Genomic DNA, 24731 nt, shown 5'->3' on the forward strand with positions numbered 1-24731 from the left:
CCATGACCAATCCCTTCGACGACCAGGACGGCACCTTCGTCGTCCTCGTCAACGACGAGAACCAGCACTCGCTGTGGCCGCAGTTCGCGGACGTGCCGGCCGGCTGGACCGTCTCCCACGGCCCCGGCACCCACGCCGCCTGCCTGGAGCACATCGAGCGGACCTGGACCGACATGCGGCCCAAGAGCCTTGCGGACGCCATGGACGCGCAGCGGTAGAGCGGCCGACATGACCTCCACCGAAACACTGGGCGGGACTCGCGACGCCGCGGGCCCCGCCCGGTCCGACGACCTCGCCGCGGCCCTGCTCACTGCCGGGGCCCGGCGGGACCCGTACCCCTTCTACGCCCGCATGCGGCGCGAGGACCCGGTCCACCGCAGCCCTCAGGGCGTCTGGTACCTCACCCGGTACGCCGACGTCGAGGCGGCGCTCTGCGATCTGCGGCTGTCCAACGACCGGGACAGGATGACCCGCGCGTGCAGCGCGCTCGGCGGCGACATGAAAGCCCTCAGCCGGCTCACCGAGCGACTCGGCCGGGTGATGACCAACACCGATCCGCCGGACCACGCCCGGCTGCGCAAACTGGCCAACCGGGCCTTCACCGCCCGCCGCGTCGAGGCCCTGCGCGACCGTGTCCAGGAGATCGTGGACCGGCTCATCGACGAGGCGGTCGCCGCCGGGCCGGTCATGGACCTGATCGAGGCGGTCGCCTCCCCCCTGCCCATGTCCGTCGTCTGTGAGCTGTTCGGCATCCCCGACGAGGACCGGCCGCGGGTCAAGACCTGGTTCCGCCGCTTCGGCCGGCTCAGCGAGGACATCGGCAAGTCCGAGACCGCGATCGACCAGTACGAGGAGTACCTGTCCGGTCTCATCCGGCAGCGCAGGCGCGAGCCGGGCGACGACCTGATCAGCGCCCTGGTCGCCACGCAGTCGCAGGACGACCGGCTCACCGACTCCGAACTGCTGTCCACCTGCTTCGTCCTGATCACCGCCGGCGACGAGACCACCACGCACCTGATCGCCAACGGCGTGCTGGCCCTGCTGCGCCACCCGGACCAGCTGGCCCGGCTCCGCGCCGACCCCGATCTGACCCGCAGGGCCGTCGAGGAACTGGCCCGCTACGACACGGTGACCCAGGCGATCGTCCGGGTCGTCGCCGAGGACCTGGAGATCGGCGGACGGACGTTGCGGGAGGGCGAGTTGGTGTACCTGTTCCTCGGCGCCACCAACCGCGACCCCGAGCGCTTCGAGAACCCCGACCGGCTCGACCTGACCCGCCCCGGCAACCGGCACCTCAGCTTCGGCCACGGCCCGCACTTCTGCCTCGGCGGCCCGCTGGCCAAGCTCCAGGCGGAGGTGGCCGTCGGCACACTGGTGCGCCGGCTGCCCGGTCTGCGCCTCGCCGACGGGGCGGTGCTCGACTGGCGGCCCAACCCGCTGCAACGGCGCCTGAGCGCCCTCCCCCTCACCCACCGACCGTGAACGACGACGAAGGAGCGGTACCCACCATGGCCCGAGAGTTCGAGGTCCGCAGGCAACAGGACCTGCCCGCCCCACCCGAGCAGGTCTGGAACGCGGTGGCCACCGGCGCCGGCAACCTCGGCTGGCTCTACCCGATGGAGATCGAGCCGCGCGTCGGCGGAAAGGTCACCCGGGGAGACGCCACCGTCGTGGCCTGGGAACCGCCGCACCACCTGGCGGTCCGGGCGGCGCAGGACGACGGGTTCTCCAACACGCTCAGCTACCGCGTCGAGGCGGCCGACGGCGCCACGAGCCGCCTGCGGATGGGCATCCACTGGGTGCACACGGGCGTGGTCGACGACGCCTGGAACTGGGAGACCAAGACCGAAGTGGCCGAGAGGTACGTCGACTTCCATCAGCACTCGCTGGACGAGTACCTCCGGCACTTCGCCGGCCGCCGGGCCGGCTACGTCACGGCGAGCTGCCCCGAACCGACCTCCGACCCGGGCGACTTCGCGACCCTGCGCCGCCGGCTCGGCCTCCCGGACGACGCCGTCGCCGGCGACCGGTTCACACTGCTCGCCCCGGGCCCGGAGTGCGAACCCGTGGAGGTGGCCGTCGACTGGCTCAGCACCGACTTCGTCGGCCTGCGCGGTCCGGACGCCCTGTACCGGTTCTTCAACGGCAGTACGTGGAACGTGCCGATCCGGCTCGCCCACCATCTGTTCGCCGAGGACACCGACGAGGAGCAGGCCACCAAGGCGTGGAACGCCTGGCTCAACGACGACACCCGGACCCAGGAACTCTGATGGAAACCTCAACGCAGACCGTGCTGTTCGCCGCCGAGCTCGTCGAGGAGAACGGCGCCTACGCCCTCGTCGTCGAAGACGTGCGGAAGGGCACCGTCCAGACCACACCGGTCCCCGGAGCCATGGTCGACAAGCTCCCGGTCTTCCTCGCGGCGCTCACCGCCAAGCTCGCCCCGGTGCGGCAGCGCCGAGGCCGGTAGCCCCGGGCCGGCAGCGCACCCGCGCCCTCGCGAGGCGTGCCGGCACCGCGGGCCCCTTGCGGCTCGGTGACCGACCGTCCGCCTCGCCGCCGCGCGTTCGAAGGAATCCGCTAAGGGCTGTCCCGTCATTCCTGGTGGATCAGCGCGCGGCGTCGGATGCGGTGCATCGCAAGGCGGAGAGGCGCCCGCATACTGGACGTATTCGGGCGTTTCGACAACGCGGCGAGGTGCCGTAGCTGACGTCGTGCGCCCGCCAGGAATTGCGGGACAGCCCTCAGGGCGCGGGCCGCGCTCCGGGGGTCGGCAGGAAGCCCGAGACCTGGAAGTACGTCAGATAGCGGCCCAGGACGTCGTCGGTGAGGGGCGGTTGGCTCACGCCCGCCGCCTCGGCCGCCCGGCTGGTGCGGCGCGAGTCGAAGCGGCGGTGGTCCGCCTCGTCGCTCCCGGCCTGCCCGTCGTCCCCGAGGAACAGCTGCGCGGCGTTGTCGGGGTGCTCCGCCACGCGGGCCCGCCACTCCTCGGGGGACACGGTGCGCAGCGCGTAGCCGAGACCGGCCGCCACCTCGAAGACGCGGTCCAGGGACGGCGCGTCCGGGTTGGTGTAGTGGTAGGTCTCCGCCGCACCCCCACCGGACGCGCCGAGTGCGACGACCGCGGCGCTCACGTAGTCCACGGGCACCCAGTCGGTCGTCCCGTACGGCAGGTCCGGCACCGCTCCGGCCTGGAGGCAGCCCTTGATGAGCTGCCAGAGCAGGTCGCGGTCCTGGCAGGCTCCGGTCACGGTGTCACCGCTGATCCGGCCGGGGCGGTGGACGGTCACCGGCAGCCCCCGGTCACGGGCGAGGCCGACGAGCTGCTCGGCGACCCACTTGCTCCGGGCGTACCCGTCGGGCAGGTCGGCCGCCGGGCCGGTCGGGGACGCCTCGGTGAGAGGGGCGGGGTCGGTGCCGCGCGTCGGGGCGAACACACCGGTGGTGGAGATGTAGTGCATCCCGGGCGAGGCGGAGTCGGCGAGGAGGCGCAGCAGTTCCTCGGTGCCCGCCACGTTGGGGGCGCGCAGATCGCCGTACGGGGCGGCGAAGTTGACGCGTGCCCCGTTGTGCAGGACGGGGCCGAGGCGGCGGGCCAGGGCGGTCCGCTCGTCCGGTTCGATACCGAGGCCGGGTGCGGCGAGGTCGCCGGGGACGGGGTGGATCAGGTCCGCGTACCGGGGGCGCCACAGGCCGTAGTGTTCCAGGTTGGCCCGGAGCCGCTGCGCCGCGCTCCCGGGGCTCGCGGCCCGTACGAGGCAGTCGACGGGTCCTTCGGTGGCCTCGATCAGGTCGCGCAGGAGGAACGCGCCGAGGAAGCCGGAGGCTCCGGTGAGCAGGGGCCGGGCGGCGGGGCGCGCGGGCCGGCGGGCGGGGTCGGGCTGAGCGAGGCTCCGGCGGGCGCCGGTGATGTCGGGGGCGAGCGCGGCCTCGGCGGCGAGGTCGGGGGCGGGCGCGTCCTCCTGCTCCTCCTCCCCCGGCGCACGGCCCAGCAGACGGTCGACGCCCTCGACGGTGGGCGTCGCGAACAGGGCCCGCAGGGAGGGGCGCCGGCCGCACCGCTCCCCGATCCGGCGGGCCAGGGTCACGGCGAGCAGGGAGTGGCCGCCCAGGGCGAAGAAGTCGTCCGTGACCCCTACTTCGGGCAGGCCGAGCGTCTGGGCGAAGACCTCGCACAGGGCGCGTTCCCGGGCGGTGCGGGGAGCCCGGCCGCCGGCCGCCACCGGGTTGCCGGGGGCGGGCAGCGCGCGCCGGTCGGTCTTGCCGTTGGGGGTCACGGGGAGGGCGTCGAGGCGGACGTGGGCGGCGGGGACCATGTGGTCGGGCAGGACGGCGGCGAGGTGGCCGCGCAGCTCGGCCCAGTCCGGGTCGGGTGTGTCCTCGTCGGCGACGGTGTACGCGACGAGGCGCCGGTCGCCCGGACGGTCCTCGCGGACGGTGACGCAGGCCGCGGCCACGCCGGGCAGGGCGGTGAGCGCGGCCTCGATCTCGCCGAGTTCGATGCGGAAGCCGCGGAGCTTGACCTGGTCGTCGACGCGGGAGACGTAGAGGAGGCGGCCGTCCGTCGTCCACCGCACGAGGTCGCCGGTGCGGTACATGCGGCCGCCGGCGCGGTCGAAGGGGTCGGCGACGAAGCGGGTCGCGGTGAGGTCGGGCCGGCCGAGGTAGCCGCGGGCGATTCCTTCGCCCGATACGTACAGCTCGCCGACGACGCCGGGCGGCACGGGGGCCAGCCGGTCGTCCAGGACGTGGACGCGGGTGCCGTCGACGGGGGCGCCGATGGGGACGGTGCGGTCGGGGGCGAGCGGCCCCTCCGCGTGCTGGAACGCGCTCATGGTGGCGCAGACGGTGGTCTCCGTCGGGCCGTAGGCGTTGACGAGGAAGCGGTCCTTGGCCCAGGCGTGCACCAGGGCGGGCGGGCATGCCTCGCCCGCGAGCACCATCGTGAGGCCGGTGGGCAGGGAGTCCGGCGGCATCACGGCCAGTGCGGCGGGCGGGATGGTCAGGTGGGTGACGCCCCGTTCGCGTACGAGTGCGGCCAGGGCCGGGCCGGGCAGCAGGGCTTCACGTGTGTCGATCTCCAGGCAGGCTCCGGAGAGCAGGCCCATGCACAGCTCCCAGAACGCGGCGTCGAAGCTGACCGACGCCATGTGCAGCACCCGGCTGCCGGGCCCGACGCGCAGCCGCTCGCTCTGGGTCCTGGCCATGGCCCGGACGCCGCGGTGGGTGACGACGACGCCCTTGGGGCGGCCGGTGGAGCCGGAGGTGTAGATGACGTACGCCGGGTTGGCCGGGTGTGCGGGGGCGGGGCCGCGGGTGGGGGTGCGCCCGTCGGTGGCGAGGTCGTCGGTGTACAGGTGCGGCACCGCGTTCCCGGGGAGGCGGTCGTGGATCGCGGGGGTGGTGAGGAGCAGGCGCGGGTTCGCGTCGTCGAGCATGTAGGACAGGCGCTTGGCCGGGTAGTCGGGGTCCAGTGGCACGTAGGCGGCGCCGGTCTTGAGGACGGCGAGCAGGGCCACGACGAGGTGATGGGTGCGGGGCAGGGCGACGGCGACCCGGTCCTCGGGACCGACCCCCCGGTCGGCGAGGTGCCGGGCGAGGGCGTCGGCGCGTGCGTCGAGTTCGCCGTAGCCGAGGGTGGTGTGCGCGTCGCGGACCGCCGGGGCGTCGGGGGTGCGCCGGGCCCACTCCTCGAAGAGCGCGGGGACGGTGGTGGCGGGCAGGCCGTCGTCGGGCCCGGTGCCGAGGGCGGTGAGGCGGCGGTGCTCGGCGGCGGTGAGCAGGTCGTACGTGTGCACGGGCCGGTCCGGGTCGGCGGTGACGGCGCCGAGCAGCAGGACGAGGCGGTCCGCGAGGCCGTGGACGGTCGGGGCGTCGAACAGCTCGGTCGCGTAGTCGACGGTGGCCCGCATGCCGTCGAGGGCGCCGGTCTCGTCGTAGGTCTCGGTGAAGGCGAACGACAGGTCGAACTTGCTGACTTCGGCCTCGGCGGGCACCCCGGAGACGGTGAGGCCCGGCAGGTCGACGGCGGCGGACGCCTGGTTCTGGAGGACCAGCATGGTCTGGAAGAGCGGGTGGTGGCTCTGGGCGCGCGCGGGGTTGAGCAGTTCGACCAGGCGCTCGAAGGGCACGTCCTGGTGGGCGTACGCCGCCAGGTCGAATTCCCTGACGCGGCCGAGGAGTTCGCGGAAGGTCGGGTCGCCGCTGAGGTCGGTGCGCAGGACGAGCGTGTTGACGAAGAAGCCGACGAGACCCGACGCGGCTTCGTCGGTGCGTCCGGCGACGGCGGTGCCCAGGGGGATGTCGTCCCCTGCGCCGTGCCGGGACAGGACGGTCGCCAGGGCGGCCTGGAGCACCATGAAGACGCTGCATCCGCAGGCGCGGGCGAGTTCGGTGACCTGGCGGGCGGTGGCGGGGTCGACCGAGAAGCCGAGGGTGGCCCCGGTGTGCCGGGAGGTGGCGGGGCGCGGCCGGTCCCAGGGCAGCTCGACGGCTTCCGGGAGCCCGTCCAGCGCGTGTTTCCAGTGGGCGAGCTGACGGCATACGAGGCTGTCGGCGTCCTGTTCCTCGCCGAGCAGGTCGCGCTGCCACAGGGTGTGGTCGGCGTAGTCGACGGGCAGCGGCGCCCAGGAGGGTTCCTCGCCGCGGACGCGGGCCCGGTAGGCGGCGCCCAGGTCGTGGGCGAGAGGGGCCAGGGAGGTGCCGTCGGCGGCGATGTGGTGGACCACGAGGACCAGGACGTGGGCGTCGGGGTTCAGCCGCAGGAGGGTGGCCCGCAGGGGCAGGCTGCGCTCGATGTCGATGGGTTCGGCGGTGGCTGCCGCGACCCGGTGGCGGAGCTTGGCCTCGTCGACGGCCTCCATCGCGAACGGGATGAGGACGTCGTCGGGTGCGGTGATGTGCTGGTGCGGTCCGTCGTCGCCCTCGGGGAAGACGGTGCGCAGGGCGGCGTGCCGGCCGATGAGGTCGGCCACGGCCCGGCACAGCGCGTCCGCGTCGAGCGGTCCGTCGATGCGCACGGCGAGCGGGATGTTGTACGTGGCGGAGGGGCCGTCGAGCCGGTGCAGGAACCACAGGCGCTGCTGGGCGTAGGACAGCGGGAGCGTGGCGGGGCGCGGCTGCGGGACGAGGGCGGGGCGGGTGGTGCCGTCCGCGCCCTCAAGGGCGGTGGCCAGCGCGGCGACGGTGGGGTGTTCGAAGAGGGTGCGGATGTCGGTCTCGGTGTGCAGGGCGGTGCGGATGCGGCCCACGAGACGGGTGGCGAGCAGGGAGTGGCCGCCGAGGGCGAAGAAGCTGTCGTCGGTGCCGACGCGGGGCACGCCGAGCACGTCGGCGAACAGTCCGGCGAGGATCTCCTCCATGGCGCTGCGCGGCGCGCGTCCGGCGACGGTGCGCGGTCCCGTGGGGGCGGGCAGGGCGGCCCGGTCGATCTTGCCGTTGGGGGTCAGGGGCAGTGCGTCGAGGGGCTGGATGACGGCGGGCACCATGTAAGCGGGCAGCAGGCGGCCGACGTGGGCGGCGAGCAGTCCCGGGTCGGGGGTCTCGCCGTCGGCGGGGACGACGTAGGCGGTGAGGGTGCGGTCGCCCGGCAGGTCCTCGCGTACGAGGACGCAGGCGGCGCGCACGGCCGGGTGGTCGCGCAGGACCGTTTCGATCTCGGCGGGTTCGATGCGGTGGCCGCGCAGTTTGATCTGCTGGTCGGCGCGCGCCACGTAGGTCAGGCTGCCGTCGGCGCCGCGGCGCACCAGGTCGCCGGTGCGGTACATCCGGCCGCCCGCCCGGTCGAAGGGGTCGGCGACGAAGCGGGTCGCGGTCAGGGCGGGCCGGCCCAGGTAGCCACGGGCGACGCCGGGGCCCGCGAGGTACAGCTCGCCCTCGGCGCCGGGCGGCACGGGCCGCATCCCGGCGTCCAGGACGTAGGCGCGCATGCCGTCGAGCGGGCGTCCGATGGGGGCCGCGCCGCCGGGGGCGTCGTTGGGGCGTACGTGGTGGGCGGTGGCGAAGGTGGTGGTCTCGGTGGGCCCGTAGACGTGCAGGACGGTGGTGCCGGGGTGGTCGGCGGCGAGGCGCTGCATGGCTCCGGGGGCGGCGGCCTCGCCTCCGGCGGCGACCAGGCGCAGTTGTCCGAGGCAGTCCGGGTCGGTGTCGGCCAGGACGTTGAACAGGGCCGTCGTCAGGAAGGCGGCGGTGACGCCGTGCCGGGCCACCAGGTCCCGGAGCGCGGAGGGCTGGAGCGGCCCTTCGGGTGCCACGACGACGCGGCCGCCGTTGAGGAGCGGGGTCCAGATCTCGAAGGTGGAGGCGTCGAAGACGTACGCGGAGTGCAGCAGGACGGCGTCGGCGGCGCCGTCGCCCCAGCCCCGGTGGGCCGCCAGCGCGCCGACGTCGCCGTGAGTGACGCCGACCCCCTTGGGCAGTCCGGTGGAGCCGGAGGTGAACATCACGTACGCGAGGCGGCGGCCGCCCGTGGCCTCGGGGAGCGCGCCGGGGGCGGCCGGGCCCCCGGTGTGGACCCGGCCCGCCGCGTCGACGCTCAGCACGGCGGTCCCGGCGCCGAGCCGGCGGACCCACGGGAGGGTGCGGGTCGTCTCGTCGACGACGAGGACCTTCAGGGGGACGACCTCGGTGACGCGGTTGAGCCGTTCGGTGGGCCAGCGCGGGTCGAGCGGGACATAGGCGGCGCCCGCGCGCAGGGCGGCGAGCGAGGCGGTGACGGTGGCGGCCGAGCGGGCGACGAGGATGCCGACGCCGTCCTCGGGGCCGGTCCCGAGCCCGGTGAGCGCGCCCGCGAGGTCGTCCGCGAGGCCCTGGAGCTGCCCGTACGTCAGCTGCTCGCCCGCCCCGGACACGGCCACCGCGTCCGGGTGGCGGCGGGCGCGCTCGGCGACGGCCCCGGGGATGCTCACGGCCGTTGTTCCGCCGGGGAGTCCGTCGCCCGTCCCCTGGGCGATCAGGTGCTCGTGCTCGCCGTCCAGCAGGACGGGGGCGGTGTCGGCGCGGCCGTCGAGGCCCTGGGCCATGGCGGTCAGCAGGTGCCGCAGGCGGGAGACGGTGTGGGCCACCTCCTGCCGGTCGAGCACGGCGGGCCGGTAGCCGAAGGTGATCCGCAGGGTCTCCCCCGGCGCGACGGTGAGGGTGAGGGGGTAGTGGGCGGCGTCGGTGCCGCTGAATCCGGTGACGGTGAGTCCGGGCAGTCCGCGCTGGGCGGTGCGCAGGGCCTCGTCGTCCATCGGGTAGTTCTCGAACACGACCAGGGTGTCGAAGAGTTCGTCCAGGTGGGTGACGCCCCGGATGTCGCTCAGGCCCACGTGCCGGCTGTCCAGGAGCCGGCCCTGCTCCTCCTGGAGCCGGGTCAGCAGCCCGGCCAGGGTCTCGCCGGGTGCGGGGCGGAGCCGTACGGGGACGGTGTTGATGAACAGGCCGACCATGGACTCGATGCCGGGGATCTCCGGCGGGCGTCCGGAGACGGTGGCGCCGAACACCACGTCGGACCGGCCGGTGAGGTGGCCGAGCAGCAGTCCCCAGGCGCCCTGGACGAGGGTGTTGAGGGTGAGGCGGTGGGCGCGGGCCGTCTCGCGCAGGCGGTGCGTCGTCTCCGCGTCCAGGTCGAGGACGAGCGTCTCGGGCAGCTCGGCCGGGCCGGGGCCTTCCCCGGCGCCCGGGCCGGCGAGGAGGGTCGGCGTCTCGATTCCGGCCAGGGCGGCGGTCCAGGTTTCGAGGGCGGCGGCGCGGTCCTGCTGGGAGAGCCATACGAGGTAGGTGCGGTAGGGGGTGACGCGCGGCAGGGCGCTGTCGTCGCCGCCGGACGCGTACAGCTCGAACAGCTCCCGTACGAGCACGGGCAGCGACCAGCCGTCGAACAGGATGTGATGGCTCGTCATGACCAGGCGGTGCCGCCCGGGTGCGGTGCGCACGAGGGTGAACCGCATCAGGGGCGGGGTGGCCAGGTCGAAGCGGCGGGTGCGGTCGGCGGCGAGGAAGGCCGTCAGCCGCTGTGGCGCGTCGGCGTCCGGGTCCGGGCCGGTCAGGTCCAGTTCCTCCAGGGGGACGGGGACCTCGGCCGCGACCGCCTGCACGGGCTCGTCCAGGTCCTCGTGGAGGAAGCCCACGCGGAGGTTGGCGTGGCGGCGCAGCAGGGCGCCGATGGCGGCGCGCAGGGCGGGGACGTCGACGGGGCCCTCGATGTCGAAGACGAACTGCGCGGTGTAGACGTCCACGGCGTGGGAGTCGTAGAGGGCGTGGAAGTACATGCCGGCCTGCAATGGCGTCAGGGGGAGTACGTCCTCCAGTTGGAACCCGTTCACTTGCGTCCACCCCACTTGTTCTGCAGTCGGTCGATCTGGTTCTGGTTGAGCGAGACCAGAGGAAGGTCGGACGGCGTGTAGCCGCCTGCTCCGGGCTGTTCGGCGTGCTCCGCGATGGCGCGCAGGGCACGCGTGAAGGCGTCGGCCAGGGCGCCCACGTCCTCCTCCTTCAGGAGGTCGCTGGGCCAGGTCCAGCGGGCCACCAGGCGGGGGCCGTCCGGCAGGTCCTCGGTGTGTGCGTTGATGTCCAGGACGTGGTGGACGGGCATGTCGGGGTCCTGGCTGCGCGGCCCGCCCGCGTCGAGCAGGACGTCCCAGTCGCCGCCCGCCGCCGTCCCGGCCGCCGCGTACCGCCCCAGGTAGTTGAAGCCGATCTGGGGTGCGGCGGCGGCCAGCCGGGGGCCGGTCGCGGGGTTGAGGTGGCGCAGCATGCCGTAGCCGACGCCGTGGTCGGGGACGGCCCGCAGTTGCTCCTTGACGCGCTTCACTGCACGTTCAACGAGCGCGGCGCCGAAGCGTGCCGGGTCACGTCCGTCGAGCGGTCCGGGGTCGAGCCGGACCGGGTGGAGACTGGTGAACCAGCCGACCGTGCGGGACAGGTCGATGTGGCCGGCGATCTGTTCGCGGCCGTGGCTCTCCAGGTCGAGCAGGACGGCGGTGTCCGGCCGGGGGGAGCCGGGCCGCTGGGCCCGCCAGGCGTTGACGGCGAGGGTGAGTCCGGTGAGCAGGATGTCGTCGACTCCGGCATGGAAGGCGCCGGGGACGGTGGTGAGCAGGGGCTTCGTCCAGGTGGCGGGCAGATGGGCAACGAGGGTGCGCGTCCCGTCGGCGGTGTCCAGGTAGGGGTCGAGCGGCCGGTATCCGAGCTGCGGGTCGGGTGTTTTCAGGGCCTCCTCCCAGAGCGGGAGTTCGGCCTGGCGTTCCGTGCCGTTGGCCTGCTCGGTGAGGAGCTGTGCCCAGCGCCGGTAGGAGGTGGTCGCGGCGGGCAGCGCGGTGTGCGGGCCGGGTGCCTTCCCGGCGGACGTCGCCCGGGTCGCCGCCTGCCAGGCGCGGGCCAGGTCCTCGGCGAGGACGCGCCAGGAGACCGCGTCGACGGCCAGGTGGTGCACGACCAGGAGCAGCCGGCCGCGTTCCCGGGGGCCGGCGTCGGCCCACACGGCTTCGAACACGGACCCGGCCGAGGGCCGCAGGCGCCTGCGGGCCCGTTCGCCCGCCTCGGTGAGGACGCCGCGGACGGCGTCCGCGTCGAGCCCGGTGATGTCGACGCGGGTCAGGCGGCGCCGGGCCGGCACGGTGCCGGGCGGCAGCGTGTGCAGGACGGGGTCGCCCCCGGCGGTGCGGGTGACGCGCAGGCGGAGCATGTCGTGGTGGTCGGCGAGGAGTTGGAGGGCGGCGGCGAGGGTGTCCTCGTCGGCTCCGGCGGGGGTGCTCAGGACGCCGGACTGGTTGTAGCCGTCCGTCGTGCCGGGGCGCTCCAGGAGCCAGGCGGCGATGGGCGTCGGTGGCATCTCGCCGGTGCCGTGGCCGGCCGGTTCGGTGGTGCTGCCGTCGAGCGGGGCGGCGACGGCGGCGATGGCCTCAGGGGTGCGGTGGGCGAAGACGTCGCGGGGTGTGACGGCGAGCCCTGCTTCCCGTACGCGGCTGACGAGCTGGATGGACAGGATGCTGTCGCCGCCGAGCGCGAAGAAGTCGTCGTCGGCGCGCACGGCGGCGGAGGCGCGCAGTACGGAGGCGAAGGCGTCGCACAGGGCGCGTTCCGCCGCGGTGCGCGGCTGCCCGCCGGGCCGGCCGGCGGCGGGGAGCGCCGGGGCGGGCAGGGCGGCGCGGTCCGTCTTGCCGTTCGGCAGGAGCGGCAGTGCGTCCAGGGCGACGAAGGCGGCGGGCACCATGTAGGGCGGCAGTGACGAGGTCAGCCGGCCGCGCAGTTCGCCGTCGGTGAGCGGGGCGGAGCCCACGGTGTAGGCGACCAGGCGCCGTTCGCCCGGCCGGTCCTCGCGGACGAGTGCGCAGGCGGCGGTGATGCCGTCGACTGCGGTGAGGGCGGCCTCGATCTCGCCGAGCTCGATGCGGAAGCCGTGCAGCTTGACCTGGTCGTCGGCGCGGGAGACGTAGTGGAGCAGTCCCTCGTTGTCCTGTCTGACGAGGTCGCCGGTGCGGTACATGCGGCTTCCCGCCGGGCCGAAGGGGTCGGCGACGAACCGGGTCGCGGTCAGGGCGGGGCGGCCCAGGTAGCCGCGGGCGAGGCCGTCGCCCGCGATGTGGAGTTCGCCGGTGACTCCCGGCGGGACCGGCCGCAGCGCGGCGTCAAGGACGTAGGCGCGGGTGTTGTCGACGGGGCGGCCGAGGGGGATGCCGCCCTCCTGCGCCGTGCTGTCGTCCGCCTCGGCGCGGAGGTGGTGGGCGGTGGCGTCGATGGTGGTCTCGGTGGGCCCGTAGAGGTTGTGCACGGCGGCCAGCCAGGTGCGGCCGGCTCGTACGGCCAGGGCCCGGGGCAGGGGTTCGCCGCCGCAGGCGACGGCCCTCAGGGTGGTGGGCGCGTCATCGGGGCCGGTCTCGGTGAGCAGCAGGGACAGGTGCGAGGGCACGAACTGGGCGATGGTCACGCCCTCCTCGCGCATCCGCGCCAGCAGCCCGGCGGGGTCGTGGTTGAGCGCGGGCGGGACGGGGCAGGTCGCGCCGCCGTGCAGCAGGGGCAGCCAGGTCTCCCACACCGAGGCGTCGAAGCTGGGCGAGGTGCGCGCGAGGACCCGGTCCTCGTCGGTCAGGGCGAGGTGGCGGGCCATCCACGCCATGTGGTTGGCCAGGGCGGCGTGGGTGACGACGACACCCTTGGGCCGCCCGGTGGAGCCCGAGGTGTAGATGACGTACGCCGCGTCGTCCGGCTCCGGCGCGGCCTCGGGTGGCGCGGCGCTTCCGGTGGCCCAGGCGGTCCGGTCGTCGAGCGCGAGGAGGGGCACATTCGTGAAGCGGGCGGCGCGGGCGGCGCCGTGGACGAGGAACAGCGCCGGGCGCGCGTCGTCCAGCATGTGGGTGACGCGTGCCTCGGGGTAGTCGAGGTCGACGGGCAGGCAGGCGGCCCCGGCCTTGGCCACCGCGAGCATCGCGACGACCTGCTCGGCGGTCCCTTCGGCGGCGAGGGCGACGAGATCGCCGCGGCCGATGCCCCGCGCGCGCAGGTGCCCGGCCAGGGCGTCGGACAGGGCGTCCAGTTCGCCGAAGGTGAGCCGCCGCGCGCCGGCCCGGACGGCGGTCTGCCCGGGTGTCCGGGCGGCCTGTGCGCGGAACGCCTCGGGGGCGGTACGTGCGTGCACGGGGCGGACCGGGCCGTGGGAGGCCCGCTCCAGCGCCGCGCGTTCGTCCGCGCCGAGGAAAGCGGCGGTGCGGACGGGTCCGTCGGGGTCGGCGGCGAGCGAGGCGAGCAGGCGGGTCAGGCGTGCGGCCAGGGCGTGTGCGGTGGTGTGGGTGAACAGGTCGGTGGAGAACTCCAGGACTCCGTCGAGACCGGCGGGCCGGCCCGCCTCGTCGCGGCTCTCGGTGAAGGTGAAGGTGAGGTCGAACTTGCTGATGCCGGTGTGTACGGGCTGTTCGGTCACGGTGAGAGCGTGCAGGCCGAGCGAGGTGTCCGCCTGGTTCTGGAGGACGATCATCGTCTGGAACAGCGGGTGGTGGTCCTGCGCCCGGTCCGGGCTGAGGGCGTCCACCAGCCGCTCGAACGGCACGTCCTGGTGGGCGTAGGCGGCCAGGTCGAACGCCCGTACGCGGTCGAGCACTTCGGTGAAGGCGGGGTCGCCCGTCAGGTCGGTGCGCAGGACGAGGGTGTTGACGAAGAAGCCCACCAGGTCGTCCAGCGCTTCGTCGGTGCGCCCGGCGACGGCGGTGCCCAGCGGGATGTCCTCACCGGCCCCGTGCCGGGAGAGCAGGACCGACAGGGCGGCCTGGAGCACCATGAAGAGGCTGCACCCACGGGCGTGGGCGAGCTCCGCGAGTGCCCGGTGCGTGTCCGCGCCGACGGGGAAGGTGAACGCGTCCCCGCGGTACGTCGTGACGGCGGGGCGCGGCCGGTCCAGGGGCAGGGTGAGCAGACCGGGCGCGTCCGCCAGGGCGGTGCGCCAGAAGTCCAGCTGGCGCGCGCCCCGCCCGGCGGTGTCGTCCGCCTCGCCGAGGAGGGCGCGCTGCCACAGGGTGTAGTCGGCGTACTGGACGCGCAGTCGCGGCCAGGAGGGCTCCTCGCCGTGGATCCGGGAACGGTAGGCGTCGCCGAGGTCGCGGGCCAGCGGGGCAAGCGACCAGCCGTCTCCGGCGATGTGGTGGACGAGAAGGACCAGGACGTGGGAGTCGGGGCCGAGCCCGAGCAGCCTGGCGCGCACCGGGAGGTCGGTGCGCACGTCGAAGGCGTGCGCCACCTCGGCGCTCAGCACCTCCTCCAGGCGGGACGGGTCGATGTCCCGGGGTGTCAGGTCCAGGTCGGCGCCGGCCGCGTCGAGGACGAGCTGACGGGCCACCCCGTCGGTCTCGGGGAAGACGGTACGCAGGCTCTCGTGGCGTTCCACGACGTCCCCGAGGGCGCGCTCCAGGGCCTTCGCGTCGAGCGGTCCGTCCAGGCGGAGCACCAGCGGCACGTTGTAGGTGGCGCTGGGTCCCTCGAACCTGTTGAGGAACCACAGGCGTTGCTGCGCGAAGGACAGCGGCAGCGGATCGGGCCGGTGCCGGGCGGGCTCCAGGGCGCTCCCGGCCGCGTCGGCGCCGTCCAGCGTGGCGGCGAGCGCGGCCGGCGTGGGGTGTTCGAAGACGGCCTTGACCTGGACCTCGACGGCGAGTGCGGTCCGGATGCGGGCGACGAGCCGGGTGGCGAGCAGGGAGTGGCCGCCCAGGGCGAAGAAGTCGTCGTCCACGCCCGCCTCCCGGATGCCGAGCACATCGGCGAAGAGTCCGCAGAGGATCTCCTCGCGTGCGGTGCGGGCGGCGCGCCCGCGTGGCGCGGCGCGGTGCTCGGGCGCGGGCAGGGCGCGGCGGTCCACCTTGCCGTTGACGGTGAGCGGCAGCGCGTCGAGCAGGACGAACGCGGCGGGCACCGTGTAGGCGGGCAGGGACCGGGCGACGGCTTCGGCGAGGTCGGCGGGGTCGGGGCGGGCGGAGTCCGTGGGCACCACGTAGGCGACGAGCCGGCGGTCCCCGGGGGTGTCCTCGCGGACGACGGTGTAGGAGTCGGCGACGCCTTCGCAGCAGGCCAGCACGGATTCGATCTCGCCGGGCTCGATGCGGTAGCCGCGCAGTTTGACCTGGCTGTCGGCGCGGGAGACGTAGGCGATCTGCCCGTCCCTGGTCCACCGGACCAGGTCGCCGGTGCGGTACATGCGCCCGCCCGCCGGGTCGGCCGGGTCGGCGACGAACCGGGTCGCGGTCAGGGCCGGCAGGCCGGTGTATCCACGGGCGAGGCCGCGCCCCGCGAGGTACAGCTCGCCCGTGACCCCGGCGGGTACCGGGCCCAGGGAGTCGTCGAGGACGTACAGCCGCATGCCGTCCAGGGGGCGTCCGATGGGCGGCGGCCCCGACGGCAGGTCGGCGGTCACGTCGTAGCGGGTGGCGAAGGTGGTGGTCTCGGTGGGCCCGTACACATGGAGGACGCGTACGCCGGGTGCGGCGCCCGCGACCCGCTGCATGGCGTCCGGTGAGGCCAGTTCGCCGCCGGCGCAGACGAGGCGGAGACCGGCGAACGCGCCGGGTCCGGTGTCGGCGATCACGTTGAGCAGGGCCGTCGTCAGGAAGACGGCGGTCACCCCCTGCTCACGGACGGCGTCGCCCAGGATCCGGGCCTCCAGGACGCCGTCGGGTGCGACGACGACCTTGCCGCCGTGCAGGAGCGGGGCCCAGATCTCGAAGGTGGAGGCGTCGAAGACGTACGCGGAGTGCATCAGGACCGCGTCGGCCGCGCCGTCCCGCCAGGCGGAGTCCGCCGTCAGCGCCGCCACGTCGGCGTGGGTGACGCCGACGCCCTTGGGCAGGCCGGTCGAGCCGGAGGTGAACATGACGTACGCGAGGCTGTCGGGCCCCGGTACGGCGGCGGGGCGGCCGGTTGCCGGGGGCGCGCCGCGCAGGACGCGGCCGGTCCGGTCGACGACCAGGACCGGGATGCGGTGGGCCGTCTCCCGCACCCAGGCGGTGGCCGCGGCCTGTTCGTCCACGACGAGGACCCGCACGTCCGCCACGTCGGTGACCTGTTCGAGCCGTTCCCGGGGCCAGCGCGCGTCCATCGGGACGTATGCGGCGGCCGCGCGGACAGCGCCGAGCGACACGGTCACGACGGCCGGCGAGCGGCTGAGTAGTACGCCGACGCCGGTCTCGGGTCCGGCCCCCAGACCCGCCAGGGCGTGCGCGAGTGCCAAGGACGCCCGGTCGAGTCCGGTGTACGTGAGGCAGGTGCCGTCGTCCGATACGGCCACGGCGTCCGGGGTGCGGTGTGCCTGCGCGGCGAAGAGCGCGGGCAGGGTGGTCTCCGGTGCGGGGGCGGGGAGTTCGCGGCCGGTGCCCCAGTGGGTGACGCGGCCGTGTTCCTCCGGCGTCAGCAGGTCGTAGTCCGCCAGCGGCAGGCCGGCGTCGGCCGTCACCTGTCCGAGGAGGGTGAGCAGACGGTCCGCGAGGGCTTCGGCGGTGGCGCGGTCGAAGAGGGCGGTCGCGTACTCGATCCCGGCGGTGAGACCGCCGCCGTTCTCCTCGCCGAACGCGAAGGTCAGGTCGAACTTGCTCAGTCCGTTGTGGACGAGCCGGTCCTCGACGGTGAGGCCCGGCAGTTCGGGGCGGACCGCCTCCTGGTTCTGCAGGACCAGCATGGTCTGGAAGAGGGGGTGGTGGTTGCGTGCCCTGACCGGGTTGACGCTCTCGACGAGCCGCTCGAAGGGCACATCCTGATGCGCGTAGGCCGAGAGGTCGAACTCCCGGACACGAGCGAGGAGTTCACCGAAGGTCGGGTTGCCCGCGAGGTCGTTGCGCAGGACCAGGGTGTTGACGAAGAAGCCGACCAGGTCCTCCAGCGCCTCGTCCGTGCGGCCGGCGACGGGGGTGCCGAGCGGGATGTCGTCGCCCGCGCCGTGCCGGTGCAGCAGGGTGGCGACCGCCGCCTGGAGCACCATGAACAGGGTGCTGCCGGACTCCCTTGCCAGGCGCAGCAGTCGTGCGTGCAGTTCGGGCGGTACGTCGAAGCTGTGGACGGCCCCCGAGGGGTCGGTGATGACGGGACGCGGCCGGTCCAGCGGCAGGTCGATCAGGCCGGGCAGGCCGGCGAGCGCGGTGTTCCAGTGGTCGAGCTGCTCGCGCAGCACGCTTCCGGGGTCGTCCGCGTCACCCAGGACGGTGTGCTGCCACAGGGTGTAGTCGGCGTACTGGAGCGGACTGCCCGCCTCGGGCCCGTGACCGGCGAGCCGGGCCCGGTAGGCGTCGCCGAGATGGCGGGCGAGCGGGGCCAGGGACCAGCCGTCGCCCGCGATGTGGTGCAGGACGAGCACGAGGACGTGGCGGCCGGGTGCGGTGCGCAGGAGCAGGGCGCGCAGCGGCGGGTCGGTGAGCACGTCGAACGGCTCGCCCACGGCGTCCAGGACCGCCGCTTCCAGCTCGGCGGGGGCCGTGCGGAGCACCGGCAGACGCGGGACGACCGCTTCGGCGGGAAGGACGACCTGGTGCGGCACTCCGTCGCGTTCGGGGAAGACGGTGCGCAGCGACTCGTGCCGTTCCACGACGTCCCGCAGTGCGGCGCGCAGGGCGACGGTGTCCAGGGGGCCGTCGATGCCGAGGACGAGCGGAATGTTGTAGGAGGAGCTGGGTCCTTCGAGCCGGTTCAGGAACCAGAGCCGCTGCTGTGCGTGGGACAGGGGAAGCGGGTCGGGCCGGTCCGCGGCGGGCAGCACCGGCGGACGGGAGCGCCCCTGGGAGTCGAGTGACCGGGCGAGCCCGGCGACGGTCGGGTGCTCGAACAGGGTGCGTACGGCGATGTCGCTGCCGAGGACCGCGCGGACTCGGCTGACGACGCGCATGGCGAGGAGGGAGTGTCCGCCGAGGTCGAAGAAGCTGTCGTGCGGGCGGACCTCCGCGCGTCCCAGCACATCGGCGAGGATTCCGGCGAGCAGGTCCTCGCGCGGGGTGTGCTCCCCCGGGCCTTCGATGGTGGTCCCGGCGTCCGCTTCGGGCCGGGGCAGGGCGCGCCGGTCCGTCTTTCCGTTGGGCAGGAGCGGCAGTGCGTCCAGGACGACGACGGCTGCGGGCACCATGTAGTGCGGAAGCGTTTCGGCAAGGGCGTCGCGCAGCGCGGCGGGTCGGATTCCGGGGTCCGTGGTGACGGCGTACGCGACGAGGCGGAGGTCGCCGGGTATGTCCTCCCGGATGACGGCGCAGGCGGCGGTGACGCCGGGCCGTGCCAGCAGGGCGGCCTCGATCTCGCCGGGTTCGATACGGAAGCCGCGCAGTTTGACCTGGTCGTCGGCGCGGGAGACGTAGGCGAGCAGCCCGTCCCGGTTCCACCGTACGAGGTCGCCCGTGCGGTACATGCGGGCGCCGGCGCCGTCGAAGGGGTCGGCGACGAACCGTGCGGCGGTCAGACCGGGCCGGCCCAGGTAGCCGTGGGCCAGGTTGGGGCCGGAGAGGTACAGCTCGCCGGTGACCCCTGCCGGTACGGGCCGCAGCCGGTCGTCCAGGACGTAGGCGCGCATGGTGTCGACGGGCCGGCCGATCGGCACCGTTTCGTGCGGGGTGCCGGTGCCCGCGGTGGCGGGGACGCGGTGGGCGGTCGCGTCGATGGTGGCCTCGGTCGGGCCGTAGAGGTTGTGCACCTGGGCCTGCCACAGCATGGCCGTGTCGCGTGCCAGGGCGCTCGGCAGTGGTTCGCCGCCGCACAGGACGGCGCGCAGGCCGGGCAGGGGCGCGGCGTGGGCCGCTTCGGACAGGACGAGGCTCAGGTGGGAGGGGACGAACTGGGCGACGGTGACGCCGAACCGGCTCATCCAGGTGACCAGCGCGTCCGGCTCGGTGTTGGCCCCGGGCGGCAGCACGCAGACCTCGGCGCCGTTCATCAGGGGGAGCCAGAGCTCCCAGACGGACGCGTCGAAGCTGGTGGAGGTGCGGGCGAGGACGCGGTCCTGCGGGGTGATCGCCAGGTGCCGTGCCATCCAGGCCATGTGGTTGGCGAGGGCGGCGTGCGGCACGACCACGCCCTTGGGACGGCCGGTGGACCCGGAGGTGTAGATGACGTAGGCGGGGTCCGCCGGGTGCGGTGCGTCCGTCGGCGGCGTCGTGGGGGGTGCGGTCCACAGCGCCGGGTCGTCGAGGGCGAGCCGGGGGATGTCCCCGGCGGGCAGGTCCGGGTGTACGTCCCCGGTGGTGAGGAGGAGGACAGGACGGGCGTCGTCCAGCATGTGGCGGATGCGGGCGTGGGGGTACCGCGGGTCGACCGGCAGGTGGGCGGCGCCGGCCCGCAGCACGGCCAGCGTGGCGGCCACGGTGTGCACGGAGGGCGGTGCGGCGACGGCGACCCTGGTCCCCCGTGCCGCGCCCCGCGCGCGCAGCACCTGGGCGAGGGCGTCGGCGCGGGCGTCGAGTTCGGCGTAGGTGAGGTGGGTGTCCGCGTCGCGCACGGCGACGGCGCCGGGCGTGCGCCGGGCCTGTTCGCGGACCGCTTCGGGGGCGGTCGGCACCGGCAGCGCGCCGGGCACGCCGCGTCCCTGAGTGAGGAGTTCGTCGCGCTCGCCGGGGGTGAGCGGGTCCAGGCCGCTGACGGGGCGGCCGGGGTCGGCCACGGCCTGGGTGAGGACGCGGGCGAAGCGGGCGCACAGGGCGCGGGCGGTCGCGGCGTCGAAGAGGTCGGTGGCGTACTCCAGATAACCGCCGATGCCCCGGGCACCGGGGCCCGCGCCCCGCTCGTCGCCCCCGGCGGGTTCAGCGGTCCCGGCGGTCCCGACGGCTTCGGCGGGTTCGGTGGTTTCGGTGGCTTCGGTCAGTGAGAAGGTCAGGTCGAACTTGCTGCCTCCGCGGTGCCGGGACCGGTCGTGGACCGTGACGCCCGGCAGGTCCAGCTCGGCCCGCTCCTGGTTCTGGAGGACCAGCATCGTCTGGAAGAGCGGGTGGTGGTCGCCGGACCGCTCCGGGTTGACGGCCTCCACGATCCGCTCGAAGGGGAGGTCGCTGTGGCCGAGGGCCGCGATGTCGAACTCCTTGACCCGGTCGAGCAGTTCGCGGAACGTCGGGTCGCCGGAGAGGTCCGTGCGCAGAACCACGGTGTTGACGAAGAAGCCGACCAGATCGTCCAGGACCTCGTCGGTGCGCCCGGCGACCGCCGTGCCGAGCGGGATGTCGGTGCCGGCGCCATGGGCGCGGAGCGTCACGGCGAGGGCGGCACGGAGCACCATGAACGGGGTGCAGCCGGCGTCGCGGGCGAGCCGGACGAGCGCGGCGTGCGCGGGTGCGGGCAGTTCGAAGGGTACGGAGGCGCCCCGGTGGCTGGGCACGGCCGGGCGGGGCCGGTCCAGGGGCAGGTCGAGCAGGTCGGGGATGCCGCGCAACGCCTCCTGCCAGAAGGTGAGCTGGCGGGCCGCCAGGCTGCCGGCCTCCCCGTCCTCGCCGAGCAGCCGGCGCTGCCAGAGGGTGTAGTCGGCGTACTGCGCCCGCAGCGGCGCCCAGCCGGGTGTGCCCGTTCCCTCGCTCCTGGCCCGGTAGGCGGCGGAGAGGTCACGGCTGAGCGGGGCGAGGGACCAGCCGTCGGCGACGATGTGGTGCAGGACGAGGACCAGGACGTGCCGGCCGGGTCCCGGGCACAGCAGGTGGGCGCGGAGGGCGGCGTCCTCGGTGAGGTCGAAGGGGGCGGTGCTCAGGCGGCGTACCGCTTCGCGCACCCAGGCATCGGCGGCCTCGCCGGCCGGGGGGTGTTCGACGGGGAGCGGTACGAGGGAGGCGGCGGACGCCGCGTCGATGATGTGCTGGCGGGGGACGCCGTCGTGTTCGGCGAAGACGGTGCGCAGGCTCTCGTGCCGGGCGACCACGTCGGCCAGCGCGGCGCGCAGCGCGTCGGTGTCCACGGGGCCGTCGAGTTCGAGGACGAGCGGCACGTTGTACGTGTCGCTCGGGCCGTCTGCCCGGTTGAGGAACCAGAGGCGCTGCTGCGCGAAGGACAGCGGGAGCACGTCGGGTCTCGGCTGCGGCGCGAGAACCGGCCGGGCCGCGCCGGAGGTGTCCAGGACGGCGGCGAGGGAGGCGACCGTGGGGTGGGCGAAGAGGGTGCCCAGGGCGAGTTCGGCGCCCAGGGCCGCCCGCACCCGGCCGGTGAGGCGGGCGGCGAGCAGCGAGTGGCCGCCCAGGGCGAAGAAGCTGTCGTCCACACCGACCGCGTGTACCCCGAGGACATCGGCGAACAGCCCGGCGAGGACCTCCTCGTACGCGGTGCGCGGGACCCGGCCCGTACCGGTGGCGGTGCGCGGCGCGGGCAGCGCGCGGCGGTCGACCTTGCCGTTGGGGTTCAGGGGCAGGGCGTCGAGCGTCACGAAGGCGGAGGGCACCATGTACGCGGGCAGCGCGCGGCCGATCCGGCGGGCCAGGACGGCGGTGTCCGGGCGGGCGCCGGGGGCGGGCACCACGTAGGCGACGAGCCGGCGGTCGCCGGGGGTGTCCTCGCGTACGACGACGCAGGCGCCGTGCACGTCCGGGTCGGTGAGCAGGACGTGCTCGGTCTCCGCGGGCTCGATGCGGAATCCGCGGAGCTTGATCTGGCCGTCCGCCCGCCCCACGTACTCGATGTCGCCCCCGGCGGTCCAGCGCACGAGGTCGCCGGTGCGGTACATGCGTGAGCCCGGCAGCCCGTACGGGTCGGCGACGAAGCGGCCGGCGGTCAGCGCGGGCCGGCCCTGGTATCCGCGGGCGACACCGTGACCGCTCACGTACAACTCCCCCACGACGCCCGGCGGCACCATGCCGAGAGTGTCGTCCAGGACGTACAGGCTCATGCCGTCCAGTGCGCGGCCGATGGGCGGTACCCCGCCGCTGTCGGCGGTGACGGGGTGGCGGGCGGCGAACGTGGTGGTCTCGGTGGGGCCGTACACGTGCAGGACGAGCGTGCGGGGCGAGGCGGCGGCGGCCCGCTGCATCAGGTCCGGCGTCGCGGCCTCGCCGCCGGCGGCGACCAGCCGCAGGCCGGAGAACACCGCCGGGTCCGCCTCGGCCATCACGTTGAACAGAGCGGTCGTCAGGAACAGCGCGGTGACACCGTACGTGTCCGCCATGTCGTGGACGACGCGTGCCTCCAGGACGCCGGGGGGTGCGACGACCACGCGGCCGCCGTTGAGGAGCGGCACCCAGATCTCGAAGGTGGAGGCGTCGAAGACGTACGCGGAGTGCATCAGCACCGCGTCGGACACACCGCCGGTCCAGGTGCGGTCGGCGGCCAGCGCGAGGATGTCGGCGTGGGTGACGCCGACGCCCTTGGGCAGGCCGGTGGAGCCGGAGGTGAACATGACGTACGCGAGCCGGTCGGCTCCGCCGGTCCGGGGCAGCGGGCCCGGCCGGGGCGGCGTTCCGCGCAGCACATGGCCGCGCGCGTCCACGACGAGGAGCGGGAGACCGGCTGCGGCGGCCGCCCGCACCCAGGGCGTGCGGGCGGCCGCCTCGTCGGCGATCAGGGCGCGGACGCGGGCCGCTTCCGCGACGCGGTCGAGCCGTTCGGCGGGCCAGGCGGCGTCCATCGGCACATAGGCCGCGCCGGCGGCGACCGCGCCGAGGGTGGCGGTCAGCACGGCGGCCGAACGACCCACGAGCACGCCGACTCCGTCCTCGCCGACGATGCCCAGGCCGGTCAGGGCGCCCGCGAGGGCGTCGGCGGCCCGCTCCAGCTGCCGGTACGAGACGATGAGGGCCGCGTCCACGACGGCCGGGGCGTCCGGCGTGCGGCGCACCTGCGCGCGGAACGCCCGGGGCAGATCCGGGCCGGCGGCCTGTGCGGGCAGAGCGGTGCCGCGCCCCTGGTCGCGCAGTACCCGGACGGCGGTGTCGTCCAGGAGCGGCAGGTCGCGCAGGGGGAGGCCGGGGCCGGCGTCGGCCAGGGCCGTCACGAAGGACACGACGGCCCGTTCGTGCAGCTGGACGTCCTCGGGGCGGTACAGCTCGGGGTTGGCGTCGAACCCGATCAGCGGCCCCTTGCCCTCGGCCCGTTCGGAGACGAAGAGCGACACGTCGTCCACCGGGCCGATGGACAGCACCCGCGAGGGGGCCGGGACGCCGGCGAGGTCGAGGTCGTAGTCGTAGCCCATGATGTTGACGACGACGCCGGTGAGGCGGGACGCGTCGTCGCTCATGCCGAGTTCACGGGCGAGTTGTTCGCGTGAGAAGCGGCGGTGGCGCAGGGCGCCGCGCATCTCGTCGGCGACCTCGCGGATCAGGGCGCCGACGGTCATGTCGGCGGTGAGGGTGAGGCGCAGCGGCAGGATGTTGGACGTCATGCCGACGATGTGGCGCAGTCCGCCGTGCCGGCCGTTGGAGGCCAGGCCCACGGTGACGTCGCGGTTTCCGGTGACCCTGGCGGTGTAGGCGGCGACCGCGCTCACCATGACCGCGCTCCAGGTGGTGCGGTGGGCGGCGGCGAGCCGGCGCAGGCCGTCGAGAACGCTCACGGGCAGTGTCTCGCCCGTGTGCAGCCGTACCTCGGTTCCGTCGGGGCCGGGCGTCGCGGGGGTGTCGGTGCGCCGGCGGATGAGGGTCCTGCCGCTGTGCGCGTCGTCGCCTTCCCCGGCGGCGCCGGGGGCCAGGTCGGCGAACCTGCCGGTCCAGTAGGCGCGGTCGGCCTCGTAACGGCCGGAGTCGCGGTAGGCGGTCTCATCGGCGACGAGTTCGCGCAGGGGCGCGGCGGGCAGGGTGACCCGGGCGAGGTCCTCGCCCCGGACGGCCCGGCCGTAGAGGTCGGCCACGGTGCGGGTGAAGACGGCGCCGCCGAGACCGTCGACGGCTATGTGGTGGAAGCGCACGTACCAGTAGCGCAGCCCGCCGCCGGCGCGCAGCAGTGCGAAGTGGTGCTGCGGGCGGTGGAGTGTGTCGGCGGACGCCATGTCCTCGGCGAGATAGCGCTCGACCTCGGCGGCGGGGTCGGCGGAGCGGGACAGGTCCACGGTACGGAGCCGGCCGGTGTCGGCCCGGGGGTGGCGGACGACGCGCTGGCGGACGGTGTCGCTCTCCGTGACGAATTCGAGGTTCAGGCTGTCGCACAGGTCGGCCGCCCGGTCGACCGCTGCGGCGAATAGCGTCTCGTCGAGGTCGCCCCGGATCTCGAAGCATTCACCGATGTTGTATTTCGGACTGTCGGGGTCGACCAGCTGCCCGTACCAGACGCCCCGTTGGGCGATGGTCGTACCGAAGAACTCATCGAGAACCGATTCCGAGGCGACAGATCTGTTTTCGCGCATGCCGGGA

At 74.6% G+C, this 24731-nt stretch carries 6 protein-coding genes; 4 read left to right on the plus strand and 2 right to left on the minus strand.

Going from position 1 to position 24731, the window contains the following annotated elements:
• The first annotated feature begins 2 nt into the window (after positions 1-2).
• Genes P8A18_RS00700 through P8A18_RS00715 form a run of 4 tightly spaced genes read left to right on the plus strand, consistent with a single transcriptional unit; the run spans position 3 to position 2470 of the window.
• Positions 3-218, plus strand: coding sequence for an MbtH family protein (locus P8A18_RS00700; protein WP_306050719.1), 216 nt, complete (start codon positions 3-5; stop codon positions 216-218).
• Between the two features lie 10 nt (positions 219-228).
• On the plus strand, positions 229-1482 hold the full coding sequence (locus P8A18_RS00705; RefSeq protein WP_306050721.1) for a cytochrome P450: 1254 nt from the start codon (positions 229-231) through the stop codon (positions 1480-1482).
• Entirely contained in the window at positions 1479-2270 is a 792-nt protein-coding gene (locus tag P8A18_RS00710; RefSeq protein ID WP_306050723.1) for an SRPBCC family protein, read from the plus strand. Before P8A18_RS00705 ends, P8A18_RS00710 begins: the two co-directional genes overlap by 4 nt.
• On the plus strand, positions 2270-2470 hold the full coding sequence (locus P8A18_RS00715; protein WP_306050725.1) for a hypothetical protein: 201 nt from the start codon (positions 2270-2272) through the stop codon (positions 2468-2470). Before P8A18_RS00710 ends, P8A18_RS00715 begins: the two co-directional genes overlap by 1 nt.
• A gap of 274 nt (positions 2471-2744) precedes the next feature.
• Here P8A18_RS00715 and P8A18_RS00720 read toward each other — a convergent pair whose 3' ends face one another.
• Both P8A18_RS00720 and P8A18_RS00725 read right to left on the minus strand, forming a co-directional pair.
• Positions 2745-10304, minus strand: coding sequence for a non-ribosomal peptide synthetase (locus P8A18_RS00720; RefSeq protein WP_306050727.1), 7560 nt, complete (start codon positions 10302-10304; stop codon positions 2745-2747).
• Positions 10301-24724: a non-ribosomal peptide synthetase gene (locus P8A18_RS00725; protein ID WP_306050729.1), complete on the minus strand. Its 14424-nt coding sequence runs from the start codon at positions 24722-24724 to the stop codon at positions 10301-10303. Before P8A18_RS00725 ends, P8A18_RS00720 begins: the two co-directional genes overlap by 4 nt.
• Between the last annotated feature and the right edge of the window lie 7 nt (positions 24725-24731).

Origin of the sequence: Streptomyces sp. Mut1, from assembly GCF_030719295.1 — a bacterium.
Classification (GTDB): Bacteria; Actinomycetota; Actinomycetes; order Streptomycetales; family Streptomycetaceae; genus Streptomyces; species Streptomyces castrisilvae.